The following is a 22207-nucleotide window of genomic DNA, read 5'->3' on the forward strand; positions in this document are numbered from 1 at the left end:
GTCGAGCCTGTGGACAGGTGGGCGATTGTGGACAGGAGAGGCGGATCAGAGTCCGATCGCGTCGGCCATCGCTTCCCGCGGTGCCGCACGTCCGGTGAACTGTTCGAACTGTCCGAAGGCCTGGTTGAGCAACATCACCAGACCGCCCACCACCAGACCGCCCTGTGCCTCGACGGCCTCGGCCAGCGGGGTGGGCCACGGGTCGTAGATCACGTCGAGTACGCGCCCGGACACTGCGAGATCGTCGACGAGCGGCGCGACCCCGGCGACGGGAACCGTGTTGACGGTGACCGCGGCGCGGCCGCACAGCGCCCGCAGCTGCGTCGACGGCGCGAACTCGACGAGCAGGGTGTCGATGTCGTGTGCGCGCGCGAGCTCGAGAACCCCGGCCGCCCGATCGGCGTCGCGCGCCACGACCGCGATCGAAGCCACGCCCGCCTCGGCGAGGGCCTGCACAACCGCCAGTGCGGTGCCACCGGCTCCGACCAGCACTGCCGTGGACCCGGTGAGCTCGCGCAGGTCGGAGTCGTAGCCGAGCTCGCGCAGCGAGCCGGTGACACCGTCGACGTCGGTGCAGTCGGCGCGCCAGCCGGTGTCGGTCCTGACCAGCGTGTTCGCCGCACCGACCGCGCGTGCCCGGTCGGTGACCTCGGTCGCGTAGGCCAGCGCGGCCTTCTTGTTGGGCATGGTGACCGACAGACCCACGACATCGGCGGGCAGCCGATCGACCATCTCGGCGAAGCCGTCCTCGGCGCAGTCGATCCGGTCGTAGCTCCAGTCGGTCATACCGAGTTCGCGGTAGCCGGCCCGGTGCAGATCGGGGGACTTCGAGTGTGCGACGGGCGATCCCACGACGGCCGCTCGATGGGCTGCGCCGTCACCGTTGGACCGTGCATGTGCGGCCACCGTTGCCTCGTCACCGCTCGCCGCATCACCACTTGCACCGTCACCGCTGGGCATGTCACCGCTCGTTCGCTCGTTCTCAGCCATCGCACCCCGTCTTCAGAAGTCCGCTGGCACATGCATGCCTGCGGTTGGCGATCTGCTCCTCGTAATTGTCCGCGAACAGCGTGGTGCCACCGGAATCGATGGTGACGAAGTACAGCCAGCGGCCCTGTGCGGGATCACGGGTGGCCGCCAACGCGGCCTGCCCCACCGAGCCGATCGGAGTGACCGGCAGCCCCACATGCTGATAGGTGTTCCACTTGTTGTCGCTGGTGTAGCTGTCGCCGGAGACGTCGATGTTCTGCACCTTGGCCGCATAGTTGGCGGTGGAGTCCATCTCCAGTTTCTGATTGGCGCCGAGCCGGTTGACGATCACGCGGGCGACCTTCGCGTAGTCACCGGCGGGCACTTCGCGTTCGACCACCGACGCCGCGGTCAGCGTGTCGTAGGGATCCAGGCCGGTCGTGTTCGGTGTGGTCAGACCCCAGGTGTCGAATTGTGCGGCGCTCGCGGTGATCATCTGACGCAGCACGCCCGTGGCGTCGAGAGACGGGTCGAGCGCTTCGAAGGTCATCGCGGCGATGAGTCCCTCGATCCGTCGATGGTCGCCGGTCAGCGCCTGCACCCGTGCGGTCGCCCAGCCGGGCACCCCGAGTTGGGCGGGCGTGTCGGTCGCGGCGGCCTGGGCCAGCTGTTCGACGGTCACCCCGTGTCGCTGCCCGTTGAGGGTGTAGCTGCTCGCATCGGCGATCATCGCGAAGATTCCCGGGGTGGTCTTCCCGTCGATGCCGGGCTTCGAGTCGAGCTGACGGCCCGGCGGCACGTTGAGTCGACCCACCCGATGGTCATCGCCCGACAGCATGGACACCGCGGTCTTGGCCGAGACGTGCGTGCGGAGCTGATAGAAGCCGGCGTCGACGGTGTTATCACCCGCGGCGCGGGTGAAGGCGACGGTGCTGGCCACCACACCCTGGTCGGTGAGGATCGTCCCGGTCTGGGTCAGCGTCGCGTTCTGGGGCACCTCCACCAGCACGTCGGCGCGACCAGCGGTGTCGCTGTAGTCGGCGTCGTCGACGAAGAACCCCGTGACGCGCAGCCCCGCCCATGTTCCCGCTCCGGCGACGATGAGGACGAACACGGCGACCAGAGCGATCACCACGCTGCGACGTCTGCGCCGAGGCGAGCGAGCCGTGTCGCCACCACCGCGCCGGGAACGCTCGCGACGCGACGGGCGACGCGAGGACGCGCCTGGACTCGACTGTTCTGAGACGGGAGCGGCTGGAGCGGGAGTGCCGGCTGGGGCGGGAGCAGTTGGAGCGGAATCCGCGGCGTTGTGTTGGTTGCCCAGCCGTTGGCGTGGCTCGACGGCCGGGCCACCGCGATAGGCACCCAGTACATACCGGCCGGAGTCATAGACATCGGGTGCAGTCGGATCGGGCACAGACCGGTCGGGGGCAGACCGATCAGGGGCAGACCGATCAGGGGCAGACCAGTCCACGCCCTGACGGGCGTCGGCCCGCTGCCGCTCGGAACGCTGGGCCTGACCGCGCTGGGGTTCACCGCGCTGGGGCGCGCCACGCTGGCCCTGACCACGCTGCGGTTCGATGCGCTGGGGTTGGGCGCGTCGCGGCGGTGCCGTCCTGGAGGCATCGCTCGCATGGGCCTGCTCAGCGCGCGCACGTTCGGCGGCCAGTGCACGCCAGTCGAAGCTGCCCGTGTCGGGATCCTCGTCCCGTCCTCGGCGATGCCTCCGCACCCCGGCCGGCGACGACCTGGTGAAATACCGGAGCCGTTCCTCCTCGGTCAGCGCATTCTCGTCGGGTGAGGGCGCACCATGCGGTTCATACCCCCCGCGACTCCGCCGGTGATGGCCGTGCGGGTCGTCAGTCACCGATTCTCATCCCCCATCCCCGCCGGTCGCCCCTCATCGGACGCCCGGCGAGCTCGTGCCCGTTGCAGGTCGAGCCACCCTTGCAGGATTGCAACGGCAGCCGCCTGATCGATCACCTCACGCTGCTTCTTCGCGTTGCGGCCGGCCGCTCGCATGGCCTGCGAGGCGGTCACCGTGGTCAGTCTTTCGTCGAACGACTCGATGGGGATCGGCGTGATCTTCGCCGCCAGACGCGCGGCAAAGCCCTCGGCGTCGCGGGCCGACGACCCGCGTTCGCCTCGCAGCGTCACCGGTCTGCCGACCACCACACCGACGGCATCGTATTCGTCCACCAGCGCCACGAGGCGATCGATGTCGGAGCCGTCGTCGGATCGGCGAACCGTCTCCACCGGCGTCGCGAGGATGCCGTCGGGATCACAGGTGGCCACCCCGACTCGGACCGTGCCCACGTCGATGGCCAGTCGTCGCCCCCGAGGAGTCAGCGTCATGCTGTCCTGCTCCGCCGTCACTCGCCCGCGAGCGTCACGATTCGCGCGAGTGCGGTGTCGACACCGGCCGCGTCGACACCCGAACCCTGGGCGAGGTCGGGTTTGCCGCCACCGCGACCGCCGACCAGTGGTGCGACCTCCTTGACCAGATCGCCTGCCCGCACGCCCTTCTCACGTGCGGCCTCGTTGGTCGCGACCACGAAGGGCAGCTTCTCACCGGTCTGCGAGAACAGCGCGACCACTGCGGGATCGGCGCCGGCGCGAGCGCGCAAATCGGTTGCCAGCGAACGCAGTTCACCGCCATCGAGTCCGTCTGCCACCCGCCCGCCGATCACCCGGATGTCACCGGCACGCACCGCGGAGTCCAGCAACCCCGACGCCGACGCGCGGGCCTGTTCGGCCTTGAGCTTCTCGAGCTGCTTCTCCGCATCGCGCAGCCGCGTGACCAGATTCTCCACCCGGTCGGGCACCTGCTCGGACGGCACCTTCAGCGATGACGCCAGTCCGGCGAGCAGCGCCCGCTCTCGTGAGAGGTACGTGAACGAGTCCATACCCACATAGGCCTCGACACGACGCACGCCCGAGCCGACCGAGGACTCGCCGAGGATCGTGATCGGGCCGATCTGCGCCGAGGAGCCGACATGCGTTCCGCCGCACAGCTCCATGGAGAACGGTCCACCGATCTCCACCACGCGCACCACGTCGCCGTAGTTCTCCCCGAACAGCGCGAGCGCACCCATCGCCTTGGCCTCGTCGAGCCCGGTTTCGAAGGTGTGCACGGGATAGTTGGTCTCGACGGCGCTGTTGGCGATCTGCTCGATCTGTGCGCGCTGGGAGTCGGTCACCGGGCCCTGGGAATGGAAGTCGAACCGCAGGTATCCGGGCCGGTTGAGTGAACCCGCCTGCGTAGCACCGGGTCCGAGCACCTCGCGCAGCGCGGCGTGCACCATGTGGGTTCCCGAATGCCCCTGGGTCGCGCCGTGACGCCACGACTGGTCGACCTGGGCCAGCACGTCGGCGCCTTCGGAGACCTCACCGGCGTCGACCCGAACGCGGTGGCGCCACACCGACTTTCCCACCTTCTGCACGTCGGTCACCGTCAGCTTGACGCCGTCAGCGCTGGTGATCACGCCACGGTCGGCGATCTGGCCACCCGATTCTGCGTACAGCGGTGTGCGGTCGAGGATCACCTCGATCTCGTCGCCGGGGTGGGCGACCTGGATCCGCTCACCAGCCGACACCAAGCCGAGAACCTTTGCCTCCGAGGCGAGTTCGGTGTAACCGGTGAACTCTGTGGGGCCGCGGTCGAGGAAGTCGCGGTAGACGCTCATGTCGGCGTGACCGTGTTTGCGTGCGGTGGCGTCGGCCTTGGCCCGGGAGCGCTGCTCGGCCATGAGTTCGGTGAACCCGGCCTGGTCGACACTGAGCCCGGCCTCTGCCGCCATCTCGAGGGTCAGGTCGATCGGGAAGCCGTAGGTGTCGTGCAGTGTGAACGCGTCGGAGCCGGTGATCTGGCTGCTGCCACGCGATTTCGTCGCCTCTGCCGCGTCGTCGAACAACTTCGAGCCGGCCGAGAGAGTCTTGAGGAAGGCGTCTTCCTCACCGACGGCGACCGCGCGGATCTCGTCGGCCTGCTCGGCGAGATAGGGGTAACTGGGCGACATGGTCTCGATGACCTTGTCGACGAAGGCAGCCATGGTGGGTCCGGTCGCCCCGAGCAGTCGCGCCGAGCGCACGATCCGGCGCAGCAGACGACGCAGCACATAGCCACGGCCGTCGTTGCTGGGCAGCACGCCGTCGGCGATGAGCATCACGGCGGTACGCGCATGGTCGGCGATCACGCGGAAACGCACGTCGTCGTCGGCGGAATTCGGCGCCCCGTAGGTCTTGCCGGTGAGCCGCTCGGCGGTGTCGATCACCGGCTTGAGCAGATCTGTCTCGTAGACGTTGTCGACGTTCTGCAGCAGGCAGGCGACGCGTTCGATACCCATGCCGGTGTCGATGTTCTTCTTGGGCAGCGGCCCGAGGATCTCGTAGTCCTCCTTGGCACCGCCCTCGCCGCGCTGATTCTGCATGAACACGAGATTCCAGATCTCGATGTAGCGGTCCTCGTCGGCCTCCGGGCCGCCCTCACGACCGTAATCGGGGCCGCGGTCGTAGAAGATCTCCGAACACGGACCGCACGGACCCGGTACACCCATCGACCAGTAGTTGTCCTTCATGCCACGGCGCTGGATACGTTCGGCGGGCACGCCGATCTCGTCGCGCCAGATCCCGAAGGCCTCGTCGTCGTCGAGGTACACCGTCGGCCACAACTTCTGCGGATCGATGCCGTAGCCGCCGTCGTCGACCGACTTAGTCAGCAGATCCCAGGCGAAGTGAATGGCTTCGCGCTTGAAGTAGTCGCCGAAGGAGAAGTTGCCCGCCATCTGGAAGAACGTGTTGTGACGGGTGGTGATGCCCACCTCCTCGATGTCGAGGGTGCGGACACACTTCTGCACGCTGGTGGCGCGTGAGAAGGGCGGCGTCTGCTCGCCGAGGAAGTACGGCTTGAACGGCACCATGCCCGCGTTCACGAACAGCAGATTCGGATCGTCGAGGATCAACGATGCGCTGGGCACCTCGGTATGCCCTGCCGCGATGAAGTGGTCGAGGAACCGCTTCCTGATCTCGTGCGTCTGCACCGTGACCTGCCTGCCTGTCGCCGTGGTGGGCGCACGACAAAGCACGCCCTGATGAACTCAAGAACGTCGTCAACCCTACCCGCACCCGCCCCTGCGCCCGGTCCCCGCCGTCGGTCGTGTCCGGCGGCGATCGGTACTGGTCAGCCTGTCACCGACGGGAGCAGGAACAATCCGGGCCGACGTCGCACCATGGAGTCATGTCCTTCTCGACCGCTTCCGAGACCGCCTCCCCGACCGCTGCGGATGCCCTCGGCGACTTCCTCCGTTCCCGGCGTGCGGCAGTGGCCCCCGCCGAACGCGGCATCGTGAGGGCCAACCATCGCCGGGTGCCCGGTGTGCGCCGAGACATCCTCGGCCTTCTCGACGCGATGCCGGATGTGGCGTCGGCAATGTGGTCGGTGGCCGGGCCGCCGATCAAGACCTGACGATGACGCTGCGGGTGCTCTCGGTGGGCATGCTCCGGCGAGTCAGAGTCGCGATGAACCGGACTTACGATGGACCCAGCCCGACGAACACCTGCACCGCTGAACACCTGCACCGCTGAACCGAGAACACGCCACGCCGTGTGGATGTGCGCTGCGATCGGCGTGCTGTGGCGAGGCGCGCGGTCAGCGGCGACCGGTGAGCCCGCGGACGATCGCGCGAAGCCTCGGTAGCCGGGTCGACAGTTCGCGCTCGACACCGCGGCCGGTCGGTTCGTAATAGTCGACGCCGACGAGTTCGTCGGGTGGATACTGTTGCCGCACAACACCGTCGGGATCATCATGCGGATAGCGGTAGCCCACCGCGTTGCCGAGCTTCTTCGCGCCCGCATAGTGACCGTCGCGCAGATGTGCGGGCACGGCGCCCGCCTTCCCCGCCTGGACGTCGGCGATCGCCGCGCCGATCGACGACACCACCCCCGCCGACTTCGGGGCCGATGCCAGATGGATAGTCGCTTGCGCGAGTGCGAGTTTGGCCTCGGGCATGCCGACCATGTTGACCACATGCGCGGCGGCGACCGCGGTCTGCAGCGCGGTCGGATCAGCCATGCCGATGTCCTCACTCGCGTGGATCATCAGCCGCCGTGCGATGAAGCGCGGATCCTCACCGGCGACGATCATCCGAGCCAGGTAATGCAGCGCGGCATCGACATCGGATCCGCGGATCGACTTGATGAATGCGCTGGTGACGTCGTAGTGCTGGTCGCCGTCGCGGTCGTAGCGCACCGCCGCCCGGTCGATCGCCGACTCGACGTCGGCGAGCATGATCACAGGCCGGATCGTGTCGTCGGAATCGTCTGTGCCCCCCGAGGAATCGGCGGAATCCGTGGAGCCGGCGGTCTGGCGACCAGTGGCCACCTGGGCGGCGGCCTCCAGCGCGGTCAACGCCCGGCGCGCGTCACCGCCGGCCACTGCGACCAGATGCGTCATCGCGGCGTCGTCGATGTCGACAGCCGCACCGAGCCCGCGCGGGTCGGCCAGGGCCCGGCGCAGCAACTCGACGATCGAGTCGTCGCCGAGTGAGCGCAGCTGCAGTACCAGCGACCGTGACAAGAGAGGGGCCACCACGGAGAACGACGGGTTCTCGGTGGTCGCCGCGACCAGCAGCACGATCCGGTTCTCGACCGCGTCGAGCAGCGCATCCTGCTGGGTCTTGGAGAAGCGGTGGATCTCGTCGATGAACAGCACGGTCTGTCTGCCGTTGGCCAGCCGCCGACGCGCAGTGTCGATGACCGCACGCACCTCCTTGACGCCCGACGAGAGTGCGGACAACGCCTCGAAGGTGCCCCCGGTGGCCGCCGAGATGAGCGAGGCCATCGTGGTCTTGCCGGTTCCCGGCGGACCGTAGAGCAGCACCGAGGACACCCCGGACCCGTCGATGAGCCGCCGCAGCGGCGACCCGGCTCCCAGCAGGTGATCCTGGCCGACGATCTCGTCGAGGCTGCGCGGACGCATCCGCACCGCCAGCGGGGCGTCGGGGCGCTGCGGTTCGGCGCGCATCGCCTCGGCGGCTCGCGAGTCCTCGTCGGTGTCGGCGGGTCTGATGTCGAACAGTGAGTCCGCGGGATCCTGCGGACCGGTCGCCATCATCGCCGGTGGGTCAGCGCAACCACGCCGACTCGAGAGCGCCCGCGACGTCGTCGGCGTGTGCTGCCACGTCCGCGCGACCGGCCAGGATCGCGGCCTCGCGCAGATCGCGCCAGCGACCGACGACCTGTCGTGCGGAGGTGGTGTGCAGCGCCAGCCCGTGCGACATCGTCTCCTCGGCGAGCTGGTCGGCGGTCGCGGCCGCGTCGGTCGCCGATTCACCGGTTCCCGGGGTCTCCACCGGCAGCATCCACACCGTCGACAGCCACACCCAGATGGCGCGGGCGGTGAGCACGCGGCGGTGCAACTCGGCATCGCGCTGCAGCGCCGGCCAGATCGCGCGCACCTCCGACCGCCAGGCCTCGATGAGCGCCGCCTCCAGGTTGCCGCGATCGACCGCGCGCGCCGAGGACAGGTGCGGGCCGAGGGTGACCAGTGCGTAGGCGACGTCGAGGGACGGGTCGCGGAAACCGCCCCACTCGTAGTCCATGAACTGCACGCCGTCGGCGTTGATCATGATGTTCTCCGGGCCGACGTCAGACGGGCTGAACGCCCGATGATCGCCGTCGGTGAACAGTGCACATGCTTCGTCGAGCAGGTCGACGATCACCTGCGGCGCGGCCGAGGACAGGTATTCGTCGAAGACCTGACCGCACACGTCGACCGCCGAGCGCGCCTGATGTGCCAGCACGTCGGTGGTGTCGCGGCCGCTGTTCTGCCGCAGCAGCGCGGCGAAGTCTCCCTCGCCGCCCAGCGTCGCGGCATGCATACGCCCCAGGGCCTGACCCCACGCGCTGACGGCATGTTCGGTTGCCGATCGGTCAGCGCTGCCGAGCAGGTCGGTCATCGATCGTCCGGTACCCAGATCCGACAGGACGATCACGCGTTCGGCGGCGTCGTAGGCGATCAGATGCGGCCCCGGACGCGACGCGATGGGCAGCGCCGTGGCGTATTTGTAGGAGGCCAGTTCGCGGGCGAAGGACAGGTCGTCGTAGGCGCGGCCGGCGGCGGATTCGCGGGTCTGGGCCGCCCCCGGCAGATCGTCCGACGACGGCAGCACCTTGATCACCAGGGAGCGGTCCTGGGAGATCGGATTCTGGGGTGCGCGGACCCGCACGACCTCGGTACGACCACTTCCGCCCAGGTCAACCGGGTCGGCCAGGGTCACGGTGATTCCGGCGCGAGCAGACAGGACACGCTCGGCGATCCGTACCGCCGCAGCCATTCGATCCGCACTCGACGCACGAGGATCGGTTATGACGGTCATCGCGTGATGACAACTCCCTCACAGAATTCTCGGTCCGACGAACTGCCGGACCACGGGATCAAACCTACCGAAGATGACCGACACTGTGGTCGATCTCGTTGGGGTCGTTTCCGGTTCGATCTGCCCCGTGTTTCTGACCGGACAGCTGTACGAATCGAGCGTTCTCGTCGGTGCGCTGGGCGAACTCACCGTTGCCGGTGGGATCGATGGGTGCCACGTCCACCGACACATCGATCTTGCTGCTGGCCGCATCGGTGTAGATCACGCCGCGCAGCGGCGGCACGTCGTCGTAGTCGCGCCCCCAGGCGACAGTGACATGTCGCTCGTCGACCAGTTTGTCATTCGTCGGGTCGAATGCCAGCCACGCCCCGCCGGGGATGCGCACCGCTGCCCACGCATGACTTGCGTCGGCGCCGACGATCCGCTCGGAGCCCGGCGGCGGGTCGGTGGCCAGATAGCCCGACACGTACCGCGCGGCGAGTCCCTGCGAGCGCAGACAGGCGATGGCCACCCGCGCGAAGTCCTGGCACACGCCCTCGCGCCTGCGCATCACCGTCTCCACGCGGGTGCTGATGGCCGTGGATCCGGACCGATAGGTGAACTCGCGGTAGATGCGCGAGGTGAGGTTGCCGACGGCTTCCAGCAGCGAGATGCCGGGGACGAAGATCTCGGCGGCGTAGTCCGACACCGTCGGCGTGATCTCCGGAGGGGTGAGGTCGAGCGCGAACTCGACCGCACGCGGGTCGTTCGCGAGGTCGTCGCGAGCGGACTCCCACCGTGCCAGCAGTCCCGGATTCGTCAGATCCGATCGCCGGGGCGGGTCCACGTCGACCACCGAATGCCCGGTGACCACCAGCTCGCGGTGGGAGCTGCGGACGTGGAAATAGGTGTCGCGGTTGCCGTAGGCGTCGACACCGCTCGATCGGTCGGCCGCCTCCGGGGCGATGTCGACGCCGTCGTCGAGAACGCGCTGGCCGACGGTGTCGCGAGGGGTCAGATAGCACCGGCCATACGACGAGCTCACCACGTCGTCGTAGGTGTAGCGCGTGGTGTGGGTGACCCGGTAGCGGCGGGTGGTGGCGTCGCCGGCGTTGCGATAGGCGCGCGACACTGGGCCCGGTTCGGTGAACACCGCGTGATCGTCGCTCATGGCAGCTCCTCGATCCCGGCGCCCCACAGCGGCTGCAGCGCCGTCGGCGAGGCGAACCGCGTGCGTTCGATGAGGCTCGACAGCGCCACCAGTCCCGCACTGATCGTGGTCATCAGGGTGGCGAGTTCCACTCGCCGGCCATCGGCGGAGACCGACACCAGATCGGCGGTGTCGACTCGGCGCAGCTCGGCGATGAGATCGTCGACCTCACGTTCGGCCGACGCCGAGCGGATCTCGTCGGGCAGCGCGGTCAGGTCGCGTCGCAGCGCCGTGAGCGCGAAGATCATCGACCGCGGATTGGACTCGTCGAACATCATCAGCGTCAGCACCGCCGCGAGCTGGATCACCCCGCGGGTGCGACGACGGTAGATCACGCTGGACTCGTTGGCGATGAGGTAGGCCTCCAGCAACCCCTGCTCGGTCTCCGGGTCGTGCGCGGTGACCAGCACCGCCGCCGACAGACCCGCGAGCAGGATGCCGCGTTCGATACGTCTGCCCGCATCCATCATCAGCCAGCCGGGATCGTGGACCATCGACTCGGCCTGCACACCGGTCAGCGCGAGCAGTCCGTGCATGATCCGCGCATGCGCGACGATCAGATCCGCGCCCGGGTCCGCGGCGTCGCCGACGGAACCGATGGTGTCAGCGGCGTCGGCATGCAGACCGGCCAGCGGATCCGGTACCACCGGCTCGCCGTCGGTCTCCACCGACGCCGGCCGGATCGAACGCTGCCGCGGATCGGGAGCCAGATCGACCAGCGCCTGTTCGATCGAGCCCAGGATCATCCACGTGCTCGTCGACATCTGGTCACGCTCGGCACGGGCCGCCGCGATCAGCCGATCCACCGCATGCGCCACGGTGCCCGGGTAGTGGCGCGCCACCGTCATCGCGACCAGCGCGTCGATCGCGGCGTCGGTCTCACCGGGCCCGGGCATCCGCTCGGTGTCGACATCGGCGAGAAGCGAGGTGGTGGTGGTGGTCTCGGCGACGGCGCGCAGGAACACCCCGACCGCGGCGGTGCCGCTCATCCAGGGCCGGTACCGCATCGCGTGGTAGCGCTCGCGGGCCACCGACAGCATGCGGGTGGTCGACTCGGCGCGTTCGCCGTAGCGGCCGAACCAGAACATGTCCGACAGCACGCGCGGCGGTGCGCCGGCCAGCGATCCGGCCGAGAGTACTTGTGCACGTTGGGTATCGGACAACGCATCGACCTCGTCGGCAGGCAATTCGCCGGAGGGGACGCGTGACTGGTGGCCGGATTCGATCGTGGTGACCCACACGTCCTTCGACGCAGTCGAGCCCAGCGCGGACCCGGCCGGCCCGTCGAGCAGAACCGCCCCCAGCCCGCCGGGCATCAGCGAGTAGCCACTGCCGTGGGCGACGGCGAAGGTGCGCAGCGACGTGGGCGCCGGGCGCAGGATGTCGGCACCGATACGGCGGGCCGACGGGGTGACCGAGGGTGCCTGCGAGAAGTTCTCCAGGGTGCGCGCCACCCACTGCCACGGCTGCGCCTCGATTCGCCTGCGCAGCTCGTCGAGGCCGTCGGAGCCGAGGAACGGCCCGATCAGCTGTTCGCCGGTGTGGAAGTTGTCGATCAGCAGGTCGCCGAGTTCCGCGGTGATCTTGGTGCGCGCGAGTTCGTCGCCCGCCCACAGCGTGGGCACCGACGGCAGGATGAGGTCGGCATCGAGCAGGTCGCGGGCGAGGTCGCCGAGCACGACGTGCAACGCCGGATTCTCCAGCACGCCGCTGCCGAGGGTGTTGACCACCGACACCTGACCGCGCGAGATGGCCTCGACCAGCCCCGCCACACCCAGCCGCGAATCGGTCCGCAGATCCAGCGGATCGCAGTAGGCCGCGTCGACGCGGCGCAGCAGCACGTCGACGCGTTTGAACCGGCCGAGAGAGCGCATGTAGAGCGCTCCGTCACGCACCACGAGATCGCCGGCCTCCACGAGCGGATAGCCGAGGTTGGAGGCGAGATAGGCCTGGTCGAAGGCGGTCTCGGACAGACTTCCCGGACTCAGTACCGCGACCGTCGGTGTGCTGACGCCGCTGGGCGCGGAGTCGGTGAGCGCCAATCGCAACGTCTGGGCAAAAGTGGTGATGGGCCGCGGGCCGCAGTGCTGGAACACCCGCGGCACCGCCCGCGACATCAGTTTGCGGTCGGCCATCGCATAGCCGATACCCGAAGGCGCCTGCGTCTTGTCGCCGAAGACCATGAACCGGCCGTCGGGTCCACGCCCGAGGTCGGCGGCGTGCAGGAACAGCGACCGGCCGGCGATCCCGAGACGCGCGACCTTGCGGATGTAGCCCGGGTGACCGAACACCAGCTCCGGCGGCAGCTTCCCCCGGCCGATCGTCGCCTGGTCGCCGTAGATGTCGGCCAGCAGTGCGTCGAGGAGTTCGGCACGCTGGGTCAGACCTGATTCCAGGGCCGCCCACTCGTGGCCGTCGATGACCAGCGGGACCGAATCCAGCTCCCACTGGCGCGCGACCGTCGTGTCGCCCTGCACCGTGTTGTAGGTGACACCGTCGTCGCGCAGCAGCGCCGACAGCCGCCGCGCAGAGCGTGCCAATCCCTCGTCGCCGCGCACCGACACGTCTCCGACGTACTCTGCCCAGGCAGCACGGATGGTCCCGTCGTCGGCCATCAGCTCGTCGACACGAGCGGGCCCGTCGAGGGCCACCGTGTTGCGTTGCGCGAGATACCGGTCGAACACCTCACCGGCACCGGTGGTGCTCACGGACGTCAACAGATCCTCACATCTCGCCACGGGCCGTCGCGGCCGCGCGGCAGGTCACTGCAGTACTGTACGTGCCCGCCGCAGGTCGAGGATCATCGGTACCGACGAGTCCACGGCCATACGGGCACGGTGTTCGCGCAACAGTCCGATGTCCACCGGACCTGCGGTGTGACCGGACGCCTCGAAGCGGCCGTTGCGTCGCGATTCGGCCTCCACCGCGTTGACCGGTGGCTTGTCGTAGGCACGGCCGCCCGGGTGCACCGAATGGTAGGTCGCCCCGCCCACCGAGCGGCCGGTGTGGGTGTCGATCAGATCGAATACCAGCGGGGTGTCGACGGTGATCGTCGGGTGTAGTGCGCTCGGCGGCTGCCAGGCACGGAACCGGATGCCGGCGACGGTCTCCCCCGGCCGGTCGGTCGCGACCAGCGGCACCGGGAAACCGTTGCAGGTGAGCACATATCGGTCGTCGGTGCCGCCGAGGACACGGACCTGCACTCGTTCGACCGACGAGTCGACGTACCGCGCGGTGCCCCCACCGGTGGCCTCCTCGCCGAGCACATTCCACGGTTCGATGGCCCCGCGCAGCTCGATCTCGACATTGCGGATCGCCACGGTACCCAGCCGCGGGAACCGGAACTCGGTGAACGGGTCGAGCCAGGCGGTGTCGAAGTCCAGGCCCGCCTCGCGCAGGTCGGCTGCGACCGCGGCGATGTCGGCGATCACGTAGTACGGCAACAGGTGTCGGCCGTGCAGGTCGGCGCCCCAGCGCAACAGCGGCGCTCGGTAGGGCTGATCCCAGAACCAGGCGACCAGGGAGCGGACGAGCAGCGACTGCACCATCGCCATGCGGTGGTGCGGTGGCATCTCGAAGCCGCGCAGTTCCAGGATGCCCAGCCGTCCGGTGGCCGAATCGGGGCTGTAGAGCTTGTCGATGCAGAACTCGGCGCGGTGGGTGTTGCCGGTGATGTCGGTGAGCAGATGACGCAGCGCGCGGTCGGTCACCCACGGCAGGTGGTAGCCGGTCGCGCCCGCACCGATCTCCTTCTCGATGCGGTCGATCTCGGCGAAGGCGATCTCCATTTCGTAGATCGCACTCTCACGTCCCTCGTCGGCGCGCGGCGCCTGTGAAGTGGTGCCGATGAACCTTCCGGAGAACAGGTACGACAGGGCCGGATGACGCTGCCAGTAGGTGAGCATCGAGACCAGCAGATCGGGTCGGCGCAGCATCGGCGACTCGACGGGACTGGCGCCGCCGAGGGTGATGTGGTTGCCGCCACCGGTACCGCCGTGGCTGCCGTCGAGATCGAACGCCTCTGTGCCCAGGCGGGATTGGCGTGCCTCGTCGTAGAGCGTCTCCAGCTGTTCGGACTGTTCGGCGAACGATGCGGTGGGATAGATGTTGACCTCGATCACGCCAGGGTCGGGTGTGATCCTCATCGAGGTGATCCGCGGGTCGTGCGGGGGCGCATACCCCTCGAGTACCACAGGGGTGCCCAGTTCGTCGGCCGTCCGCTCGACCAGTGCGACGAGCTCGACGAAATCCTCGGCGCGTTCGGTGGGCGGGAGGAAGACATAGAGCACGCCGGCGCGCTGCTCGGCGACCAGTGCGGTCCGCGCGACACCGTTCACCAGACGTGCGGTCGGTGCGAAGACCTCGACCGTCGGACCACCGTGCGCCGTCGAGGATCCGGCATCGGCCGACGCACCGGAATCGGCATCGGAATCGGCGGAATCGGTCTCGGCAGCATCGGTCTCGGCGTCCGCTTCCGTGTCGCCGTCCTGCGCAGCGTCGGCATCCCCGGCACCGGCCTTCCTGCGCGCTGTCGCCCGTGCCGCCCGTTCGGCCGCCTCCATCGCCGCACGCTGTTCGGGGGTGTACCAGACCGTCTCCATCGACGGACCCACGGTCGTGGAGCTACCCAACATGTCTGCGCGTGTGGAGTCGTCGAGCAGTCCCGCACCGTCGATGGCCCGCACGGTCGTCCTCGGATACGTCGTCCTCGGATGCGTCGTCCTCAGATGCGTCGTCCTCGGCGAGGTCGTCGGCCACCTCGTCGAGGTCCGCGTCCGCCTCGTCGTCGAGGCCGCCACGCAGGTCGTCCTCGGTCGGTGGCGGCGCGAAGTCAGGAAGCTCACCGAGCGGCGGCAGCGGATCGAAGTGCACCGCTGTCGGGTCGGCCGGGATGAACTGTGGTGCACCCTGCCAGAACAGCGAGTCCAGCGGAAGTCGCAGTCCCGCAGGCGAATTGCCCGGGGTCAGCACGAGACGGCCACGTCGGGTGGTCCACAGGGCACTCTCCCACGACACCCCGTCGGCCGCCCGCGACAGCGGCATCACATATGCCGTGGGCGTCGACACCGACGAGTCGAGTTCGTCGAGCAGTGCCTGGCGGCGATCCGGCGAGTCGACGTCGGGGGTCAGATCCTTGTCGGTGGCCTCGAGCGCCGCGGCCTCCTTGAGCGGCGGCTGCCCGGGCGGCAGGCGCACCAGTTCGGCCAGCCGCAGCAGCGGGTCCTCGTAGGCGGGCATCACCTGCGAATCGGGCAGCGACAGTCGCCGGGCCATGGTGGCGATGAACTCCTTGGCGGCCACGGCCGCCGACGGATCGACCGGACCGAGTCCGCCCGGCGACTGCCAGTCGATGGTGGCCTGGGCTGCCTCGCGGTCACGCCACGGATCGTCGATGAGATCCTCGTTGCGCCACAGCGCTTTCCCGTCTTTGCGCCACAACAGGTCGATCTGCCAGCGCGGGAGCGGCTCGCCCGGATACCACTTGCCCTGACCCCGGCGGATCACTCCCGAGGGCGCCCACACCTTCTTGAGCCGGCCGGTGAGCACCGACGCCAGCTCACGCTTGTGCGGGCCGTCGGCGTCGGTGGTCCACTCCGGGTCGGTCTGGTTGTCGATGGAGACGAAGGTGGGTTCGCCGCCCATCGTCAGACGCGTATCCCCCTCGGCCATGAGCACATCGACCGTTCGTCCCAGATCGCAGATCTTGTCCCACTGGTCGCCGGTGTAGGGCAGGGTGACCCGAGGGTCCTCGTGGAAGCGGGTCACCTCGTTGGAGAAGTCCATCACCGCGTGGCACTTCTCGGTGGCGCCGGTGATCGGCGCCGCCGCGGCGGGATGCGGGGTGGCGGCCAGCGGGATGTGTCCCTCGCCGGCGAACAGGCCCGACGTGGGATCCATACCCACCCACCCTGCGCCGGGCAGGTACACCTCGGTCCACGCGTGCAGGTCGGTGAAGTCTGCGTCGGGGCCCGACGGCCCGTCGAGTGCCTTCACATCGGAGGTGAGCTGCACCAGGTATCCGGACACGAAGCGGGCCGCCAGCCCCAGCCGCCTCAGGATCGACACCAGCAGCCAGGCCGAGTCACGACACGACCCGATCGCCTTGGCCAGGGTCTCCTGCGGGGTCTGCACACCGGCCTCCAGGCGCACGGTGTAGTCGACGTCCTCACGGATGGACTGGTTGAGCTCCACGAGGTAGTCGATGATGCGGATGGTGCCGCGTGGCCGGTGACGCTCGACCCACGCCGAGACCAGCGGTTCGTCCGGTGCGCCGATCGGTTCGAGATAGGCCTCCAGATCGCGGCGCAGTTCCGGCGGGTAGGCGAATCCGTAGTTCTCCGCCCAGTCCTCGATGAAGAAGTCGAACGGATTGATCGCCGTCAGGTCGGCGACCAGCGACACCGTGAAGCCCAGCGAGGTGGTCCGCTCGGGAAACACCAGCCGCGCTTGATAATTGGCGAAGGCATCCTGTTGCCAGTTGAGGAAGTGCTCGGCCGGGTCGACGGTGAGCGAATAGGCCTCGATCGGTGTGCGTGAATGCGGGGCGGGCCGCAACCGGAGCACGTGCGGGAAGACCTTGACAGGTCGGTCGAACACATAACTGGTGCGGTGCTCGATTGCCACCTTGATGGTCACGGACCACTCCCTCCACTTCGCCCGGAAATCGCCGGATGCGGCAGATCAAAATCACATCACAGAACACCGTCACTCGCCCGCTCGGCGGCTGTGATCCGACCCGACCGCGCCGCCGGACGCGCGTGCGGTGGCCGTCGAGGTCCGGCGACCGTGTCAGGCTCCGGTGCGCGGCGAGACGACCCCGGAGACGACTCACCGCCGACACGCGGGCGCGGTCGGCGGTGAGTGTCAGGGTGTCCTCAGGATTCGGTCGACGTCGCCGCCGTGGCGTCGGCGGCCGGCGTCTCGGGTCCACGCGGCTTGGGTTTGGCGTCGATCCCCGACTCCTTGCGCTGTTCGGCGGTGATCGGGGCGGGCGCCTCGGTCAGCGGATCGATACCACCACCGGACTTCGGGAAGGCGATGACCTCACGGATGGAGGTCTCGCCCGCCAGCAGCGCCGTCACGCGGTCCCAGCCGAAGGCGATACCGCCGTGCGGCGGTGCGCCGTAGGCGAATGCGTCGAGCAGGAAGCCGAACTTCTCCTGCGCCTGCTCCTCGTCGATCCCCATGATCGCGAAGACCCGCTCCTGGATGTCGCGGCGATGGATACGGATCGAGCCACCGCCGATCTCGTTGCCGTTGCAGACGATGTCGTAGGCATAGGCCAGCGCCGATCCCGGATCGGACTCGAGGGTGTCGAGTGACTCGGGCTTGGGCGAGGTGAAGGCGTGATGCACGGCGGTCCAGGCACCGTCACCGACGGCCACGTCGCCCGAGGCGGTCGCATCGTCGGCCGGCTCGAACAACGGCGCGTCGACGACCCAGGTGAACGCCCAGTCACCGTCCTTGATCAATCCCTGCCGTTGCGCGATCTCACCGCGGGCGGCACCGAGCAGGGCCCGACTCGCCTTGACCGGGCCGGCGGCGAAGAACACGCAATCGCCGGGCGCGGCGCCCACGAAGTCGGCCAGTCCGTCACGTTCGGCATCCGACAGATTCTTGGCGACCGGGCCGCTGAGCGTCCCGTCCTCGCCGACCAGCACATAGGCCAGCCCCTTGGCGCCACGCTGTTTGGCCCACTCCTGCCAGGCGTCGAGGGTGCGCCGGGGCTGAGAGGCGCCGCCGGGCATCACCACGGCACCGACATAGGGCGCCTTGAACACGCGGAACGGCGTGTCGGAGAAGTAGTCGGTGCATTCGACCAGCTCGATCCCGAACCGCAGATCCGGCTTGTCCGAACCGAATCGGCGCATCGCGTCGGCATAGGTCATCCGCTGGATCGGAGTGGGGATCTCCACGCCGATCAGACGCCACAGGGCCACCAGGATCTCCTCGGCCAGCGCGATGACGTCGTTCTCGTCGACGAAACTCATCTCGATGTCGAGCTGGGTGAACTCGGGCTGGCGATCGGCGCGGAAATCCTCGTCTCGGTAGGCGCGGGCGATCTGGTAGTACCGCTCCATCCCGGCCACCATCAGCAGCTGCTTGAACAGCTGCGGGCTCTGGGGCAGCGCGTAGAAGGTCCCCGGCTGCAGGCGGGCGGGCACCAGGAAGTCACGGGCACCCTCGGGTGTGGAGCGGGTGAGGGTGGGCGTCTCGATCTCGACGAAGTCGTGGGCGGCCAGAACACCGCGCGCCGCGGCGTTGACCTTCGACCGCAACCGGATCGCCGCAGCCGGCTTGTCGCGGCGCAGATCGAGGTAGCGGTACTTGAGGCGGGTCTCCTCCCCGGCGGTCTCGTCGAGCTGGAAAGGCAGCGGGGCGGACTCGTTGAGCACCACCAGGTCGGTGACGTTGATCTCCACGTCCCCGGAGTCCAGGTTCGGGTTCTCACTGCCCGCCGGACGCTCCTCGACGACACCGGTCACCTGGATGCAGTACTCCGAGCGCAGTCGGTGGGCCTGTTCGGCGACCTTCTCGTCGCGGAAGACCACCTGCACGATGCCGGAGCTGTCGCGCAGATCGACGAAGATCACCCCGCCGTGATCTCGCCGCCGCGCCACCCATCCGGCGACGGTGACGACATCGGAAGCGTTCTGCTTCCGCAGCGATCCAGCAAAGTTCGTGCGCAGCACCGGGTAAATCCTCTCCACCTCGGGGTGCAACTACCCCGCGGGCATGGTCGACACGTCGGCGACCTCTCCGACGTCGACGTGTCAGCAATACAGAATGGTCACGGCACATCCTACGGAGTGCGGCATAGTGTGATCCGTCACCGGTCCGGGTGTCGCCGGGTGACCTGACCGTGGCGAACCCCATCGGCGAACTCGACCAAGGAGCAGTGATGACCTTCAGGGGTAGCGGTGGCCTCGACAGCTCCGGGGTGTCCGGGGGCGGCGGAGGCGGCGGCCGGCTTGCCATCGGCGGCGGTGCCGGCCTGATCATCACGGTGGTCGCGCTGCTGTTCGGCATCAATCCGGGTGACCTGATGGGGGGCGGATCGGGATCGGGGTCGAGCCTGAGCCAGTCGGGGTACGGCAGCAACGACGCCGAGATCCAGGACCACATCCAGAGCTGCACCATCGAGAAGGCCAACAGCGACACCATCTGCCGCATCGTGGCCACCACCAACAGCCTGAACAAGGTGTGGCCCACTCTCGTGAAGGGCTACACACCTCCCAAGACGGTCATCTTCTCTGGCCAGGTGAACACCAACGGCTGCGGTTCGGCGACGTCGGCGATGGGTCCGTTCTACTGCCCGGCCGACCAGACCGCCTATTTCGATCCGTCCTTCTTCGACGAGCTCCACGATCAGCTCGGTGGCAGCAACGGCCCTCTCGCGCAGGAATACGTGGTCGCCCACGAATACGGCCATCACGTGCAGAATCTGCTCGGCACCAACCGCAAGGCCGACTCGATGGGCTCCCAGGGCGCCAAGTCGGGATCGGTACGACTGGAGCTGCAGGCCGACTGCTATGCCGGCGTGTGGGCCTACCACGCCGACAAGGGTTCTGACGCCATGCTCGAACCCATCACGCCCGACCAGATCTCCCAGGTGATCCAGACCGCCCAGGCCATCGGCGACGACAAACTGTCGGGACCGAACTCGGAAGGCTGGACACACGGTTCGTCGGCGCAACGCGTGCGGTGGTTCGAGAACGGTTACGCCGGCGGCGACCCGGCCGCATGTGACACGTTCTCCACGAACAACCTCTGACCTCCGGTTCTCCCATCGCGCCGCCCCTCGACGAACCCGTCGATGCGACGGTGGCGCGGTCGATGTGACGATGGAGGGATGAGCACCGCGTCGAATCCCGATCAGAACCCGAATCCCGACACCGGACGCAGCGAGGGCCGACACCGCCGCGGCGACAGCTCATCGGACACCCCCGGCAGTCGTAACTCGGCGATCGATGAGATCGCCGATGCCTACCTCGAGCGGATCGCTGCGGCCGACCCGATCACCGGCACCCACCTCGGCGTGGGCGATCACGACCACCTGCTCACCGACTTCTCCCCCGAGGCCGTCGCCGCCCGGACCGCAGACGCCCAGGCGGTCCTCGACGCGCTGAGCCGCGCGCAGATCGCCGACGACGTCGACCGCGTGACGGTCGCGACGATGAGCGATGCGCTCGGACGCCAGATCACGGTCGCGCAGGCGGGTGAGAGCGTCGGCGAGGTCAACGTGATCGAGTCGCCGCTGCAGGCCGTGCGCGACGTCTTCGACGTGATGGCCACCGGCACCGCCGACGAGCGTGCGGCTGTGCTCGCCCGCGTGCGTGCCATTCCGGGGTCGCTGGATTCGGCGATCGAGGGTCTGCGGTATCGGCTCGCCCACGGCCCCTCGATCGCACGAAGGCAGGTGGATCTGGTCGCCGAGCAGGCCGACGATGCACCGGCGGCGGTGCGACACAACATCGATCGGGCGCTGGCCGATGCCGGCAGCGACGCCTCGTCATTGTCGGCGGCGTTGGATGCCGCACATGCCGACGCGGCGGCGGCCTTCGCCCGGTACGCGCATGCTCTCCGTACCGAGGCCGCGCCGGTTGCCGCCGTCGACGACGCCGTGGGTATCGATCGCTACCGCCCGCTACTCGGGTTGTATCTGTCCGATGACATCGATCCCCTCGATGCCTACGCGTGGGGCCTGGATCACCTGGATTCCGTTGTGGCCGAACAGAAAACGCTGGCGAAGGAAGTCACCGGCAGCGACGACGTGACCGCGGCGATGGCCGCTCTCGACGCCGACGCCCGGTACACGATGACCGACAAGCACGCATTCGTGAACTGGATGCAATCGCTCGCCGATCTGGCCGTCGCCGACCTCGGGGACACCGAATTCGTGATCCCCGAACAACTCCGCCACATCGAGTGCCGACTCGCCCCGTCGAGCACCGGCGCCATCTACTACACCGCCCCGAGCGCGGATCTGACCCGGCCGGGGCGCATGTGGTGGTCGGTTCCCTCCGATCAGAACGAGTTCCACACCTGGCAGGAGACCACCACGGTGTTCCACGAAGGTGTTCCGGGGCATCACCTGCAGCTGGGCGCGGCGATGATCTCGCCGGAGCTCAACCGCTGGCGCAAACAGGCGTCGTTCACCTCCGGTCACGGCGAGGGCTGGGCGCTCTACGCCGAACGACTGATGGATGAACTCGGCCGCCTCACCGACCCGGGCGACCGGATGGGGATGCTCGACTCCCAGCGGCTCCGTGCGGTCCGCGTGATCGTCGACATCGGCGTGCACTGCCGGCTCACCGCCCCCGAGTCGGTGGGCGGTGGCATCTGGGACGCCGACAAGGCCTGGCAGTTCCTCACCGACAACGTCGCGATGAACCGCTCGACACTGCGCTTCGAACTCGATCGCTACCTGGGCTGGCCCGGCCAGGCACCGTCCTACGCACTCGGCCAGCGGGTGTGGCGCGAGGTGCGTCAGGCGTATCTGGACGCCCACCCCGGCCACACGCGCAAGGACTTCCACGCCCGCGCGCTGGCGCTGGGCGGGGTGAGCCTAGTGTCCTGAGTCATTAATTGTCATTCGGTTGATAGACTGGGGAATGGCAACCCGGGGTCCGCGAGCAGTGGATATTGTTCTGACCGATGACGAGCGCCGTGA

General features: G+C 68.5%; 13 protein-coding genes and 1 pseudogene. 3 read left to right on the forward strand and 11 right to left on the reverse strand.

Annotated features, from left to right (window positions below):
* Positions 1-45: 45 nt before the first annotated feature.
* From IEW22_RS05845 to alaS, 4 genes are read right to left on the reverse strand one after another with little or no spacing between them, the layout of a single operon-like run.
* Positions 46-960 carry a shikimate dehydrogenase gene (locus tag IEW22_RS05845; RefSeq protein WP_188585644.1) on the reverse strand — a complete coding sequence of 305 codons (915 nt, stop codon included), beginning with the start codon at positions 958-960 and terminating at the stop codon, positions 46-48.
* Positions 961-982: 22 nt separating this feature from the next.
* Positions 983-2836 (reverse strand): endolytic transglycosylase MltG, encoded by a 1854-nt coding sequence (locus IEW22_RS05850; protein ID WP_188585645.1) that lies wholly within the window; start codon positions 2834-2836, stop codon positions 983-985.
* On the reverse strand, positions 2833-3324 hold the full coding sequence (ruvX, locus tag IEW22_RS05855) for a Holliday junction resolvase RuvX (RefSeq protein WP_188585646.1): 492 nt from the start codon (positions 3322-3324) through the stop codon (positions 2833-2835). Before ruvX ends, IEW22_RS05850 begins: the two co-directional genes overlap by 4 nt.
* Before the next feature lie 17 nt (positions 3325-3341).
* Positions 3342-6008, reverse strand: a complete 2667-nt coding sequence (gene alaS / locus IEW22_RS05860; protein WP_188585647.1) for an alanine--tRNA ligase — start codon at positions 6006-6008, stop codon at positions 3342-3344.
* Positions 6009-6205: 197 nt separating this feature from the next.
* Here alaS and IEW22_RS05865 point away from each other — a divergent pair, with 197 nt between their 5' ends.
* A complete protein-coding gene (locus tag IEW22_RS05865) occupies positions 6206-6433 on the forward strand; it encodes a hypothetical protein (RefSeq protein ID WP_188585648.1) in 228 nt (75 codons plus the stop codon).
* 183 nt (positions 6434-6616) lie between these two features.
* Here the strand turns inward: IEW22_RS05865 and IEW22_RS05870 are convergent, their stop codons facing one another.
* The 7 genes and pseudogenes from IEW22_RS05870 to aspS all read right to left on the reverse strand — a co-directional run bounded on the left by IEW22_RS05870 (position 6617) and on the right by aspS (position 19226).
* The gene (locus IEW22_RS05870; protein ID WP_188585688.1) at positions 6617-7990 is read right to left on the reverse strand and encodes a replication-associated recombination protein A; all 1374 of its coding nucleotides are present in this window, start codon (positions 7988-7990) and stop codon (positions 6617-6619) included.
* 100 nt (positions 7991-8090) lie between these two features.
* On the reverse strand, positions 8091-9344 hold the full coding sequence (locus IEW22_RS05875) for a protein kinase family protein (protein ID WP_188585649.1): 1254 nt from the start codon (positions 9342-9344) through the stop codon (positions 8091-8093).
* Between the two features lie 64 nt (positions 9345-9408).
* Positions 9409-10494: a transglutaminase family protein gene (locus IEW22_RS05880; protein ID WP_188585650.1), complete on the reverse strand. Its 1086-nt coding sequence runs from the start codon at positions 10492-10494 to the stop codon at positions 9409-9411.
* Positions 10491-13241 (reverse strand): circularly permuted type 2 ATP-grasp protein, encoded by a 2751-nt coding sequence (locus IEW22_RS05885; RefSeq protein WP_229742208.1) that lies wholly within the window; start codon positions 13239-13241, stop codon positions 10491-10493. The genes IEW22_RS05880 and IEW22_RS05885 overlap by 4 nt, the downstream gene beginning before the upstream one ends.
* 54 nt (positions 13242-13295) lie before the next feature.
* A complete protein-coding gene (locus tag IEW22_RS05890) occupies positions 13296-15167 on the reverse strand; it encodes a transglutaminase family protein (protein ID WP_188585690.1) in 1872 nt (623 codons plus the stop codon).
* Positions 15168-15375: 208 nt separating this feature from the next.
* A pseudogene (locus IEW22_RS05895) lies at positions 15376-17169 on the reverse strand (transglutaminase family protein); the annotation flags it as partial.
* Between the two features lie 239 nt (positions 17170-17408).
* A complete protein-coding gene (aspS, locus tag IEW22_RS05900) occupies positions 17409-19226 on the reverse strand; it encodes an aspartate--tRNA ligase (protein ID WP_188585652.1) in 1818 nt (605 codons plus the stop codon).
* A gap of 209 nt (positions 19227-19435) precedes the next feature.
* On the opposite strand from aspS, the gene ypfJ reads away from it, so the two are divergent.
* Positions 19436-20308 (forward strand): KPN_02809 family neutral zinc metallopeptidase, encoded by an 873-nt coding sequence (ypfJ, locus tag IEW22_RS05905; protein ID WP_188585653.1) that lies wholly within the window; start codon positions 19436-19438, stop codon positions 20306-20308.
* Between the two features lie 78 nt (positions 20309-20386).
* A complete protein-coding gene (locus IEW22_RS05910) occupies positions 20387-22114 on the forward strand; it encodes a DUF885 domain-containing protein (protein ID WP_188585654.1) in 1728 nt (575 codons plus the stop codon).
* The last annotated feature ends 93 nt before the right edge of the window (positions 22115-22207 follow it).

The organism is Gordonia jinhuaensis (assembly GCF_014639795.1).
Classification (GTDB): Bacteria; Actinomycetota; Actinomycetes; order Mycobacteriales; family Mycobacteriaceae; genus Gordonia_B; species Gordonia_B jinhuaensis.

Coding starts and splice junctions, on each gene's coding strand:
- IEW22_RS05845 (WP_188585644.1), bottom strand. CDS start 960: ATGCCCAGCGGTGACGGTGCAAGTGGTGATGCGGCGAGCGGTGACGAG.
- ruvX (WP_188585646.1), bottom strand. CDS start 3,324: ATGACGCTGACTCCTCGGGGGCGACGACTGGCCATCGACGTGGGCACG.
- IEW22_RS05865 (WP_188585648.1), top strand. CDS start 6,206: ATGTCCTTCTCGACCGCTTCCGAGACCGCCTCCCCGACCGCTGCGGAT.
- IEW22_RS05870 (WP_188585688.1), bottom strand. CDS start 7,990: ATGCGCGCCGAACCGCAGCGCCCCGACGCCCCGCTGGCGGTGCGGATG.
- IEW22_RS05875 (WP_188585649.1), bottom strand. CDS start 9,344: ATGACCGTCATAACCGATCCTCGTGCGTCGAGTGCGGATCGAATGGCT.
- IEW22_RS05880 (WP_188585650.1), bottom strand. CDS start 10,494: ATGAGCGACGATCACGCGGTGTTCACCGAACCGGGCCCAGTGTCGCGC.
- IEW22_RS05890 (WP_188585690.1), bottom strand. CDS start 15,167: ATGTTGGGTAGCTCCACGACCGTGGGTCCGTCGATGGAGACGGTCTGG.
- ypfJ (WP_188585653.1), top strand. CDS start 19,436: ATGACCTTCAGGGGTAGCGGTGGCCTCGACAGCTCCGGGGTGTCCGGG.
- IEW22_RS05910 (WP_188585654.1), top strand. CDS start 20,387: ATGAGCACCGCGTCGAATCCCGATCAGAACCCGAATCCCGACACCGGA.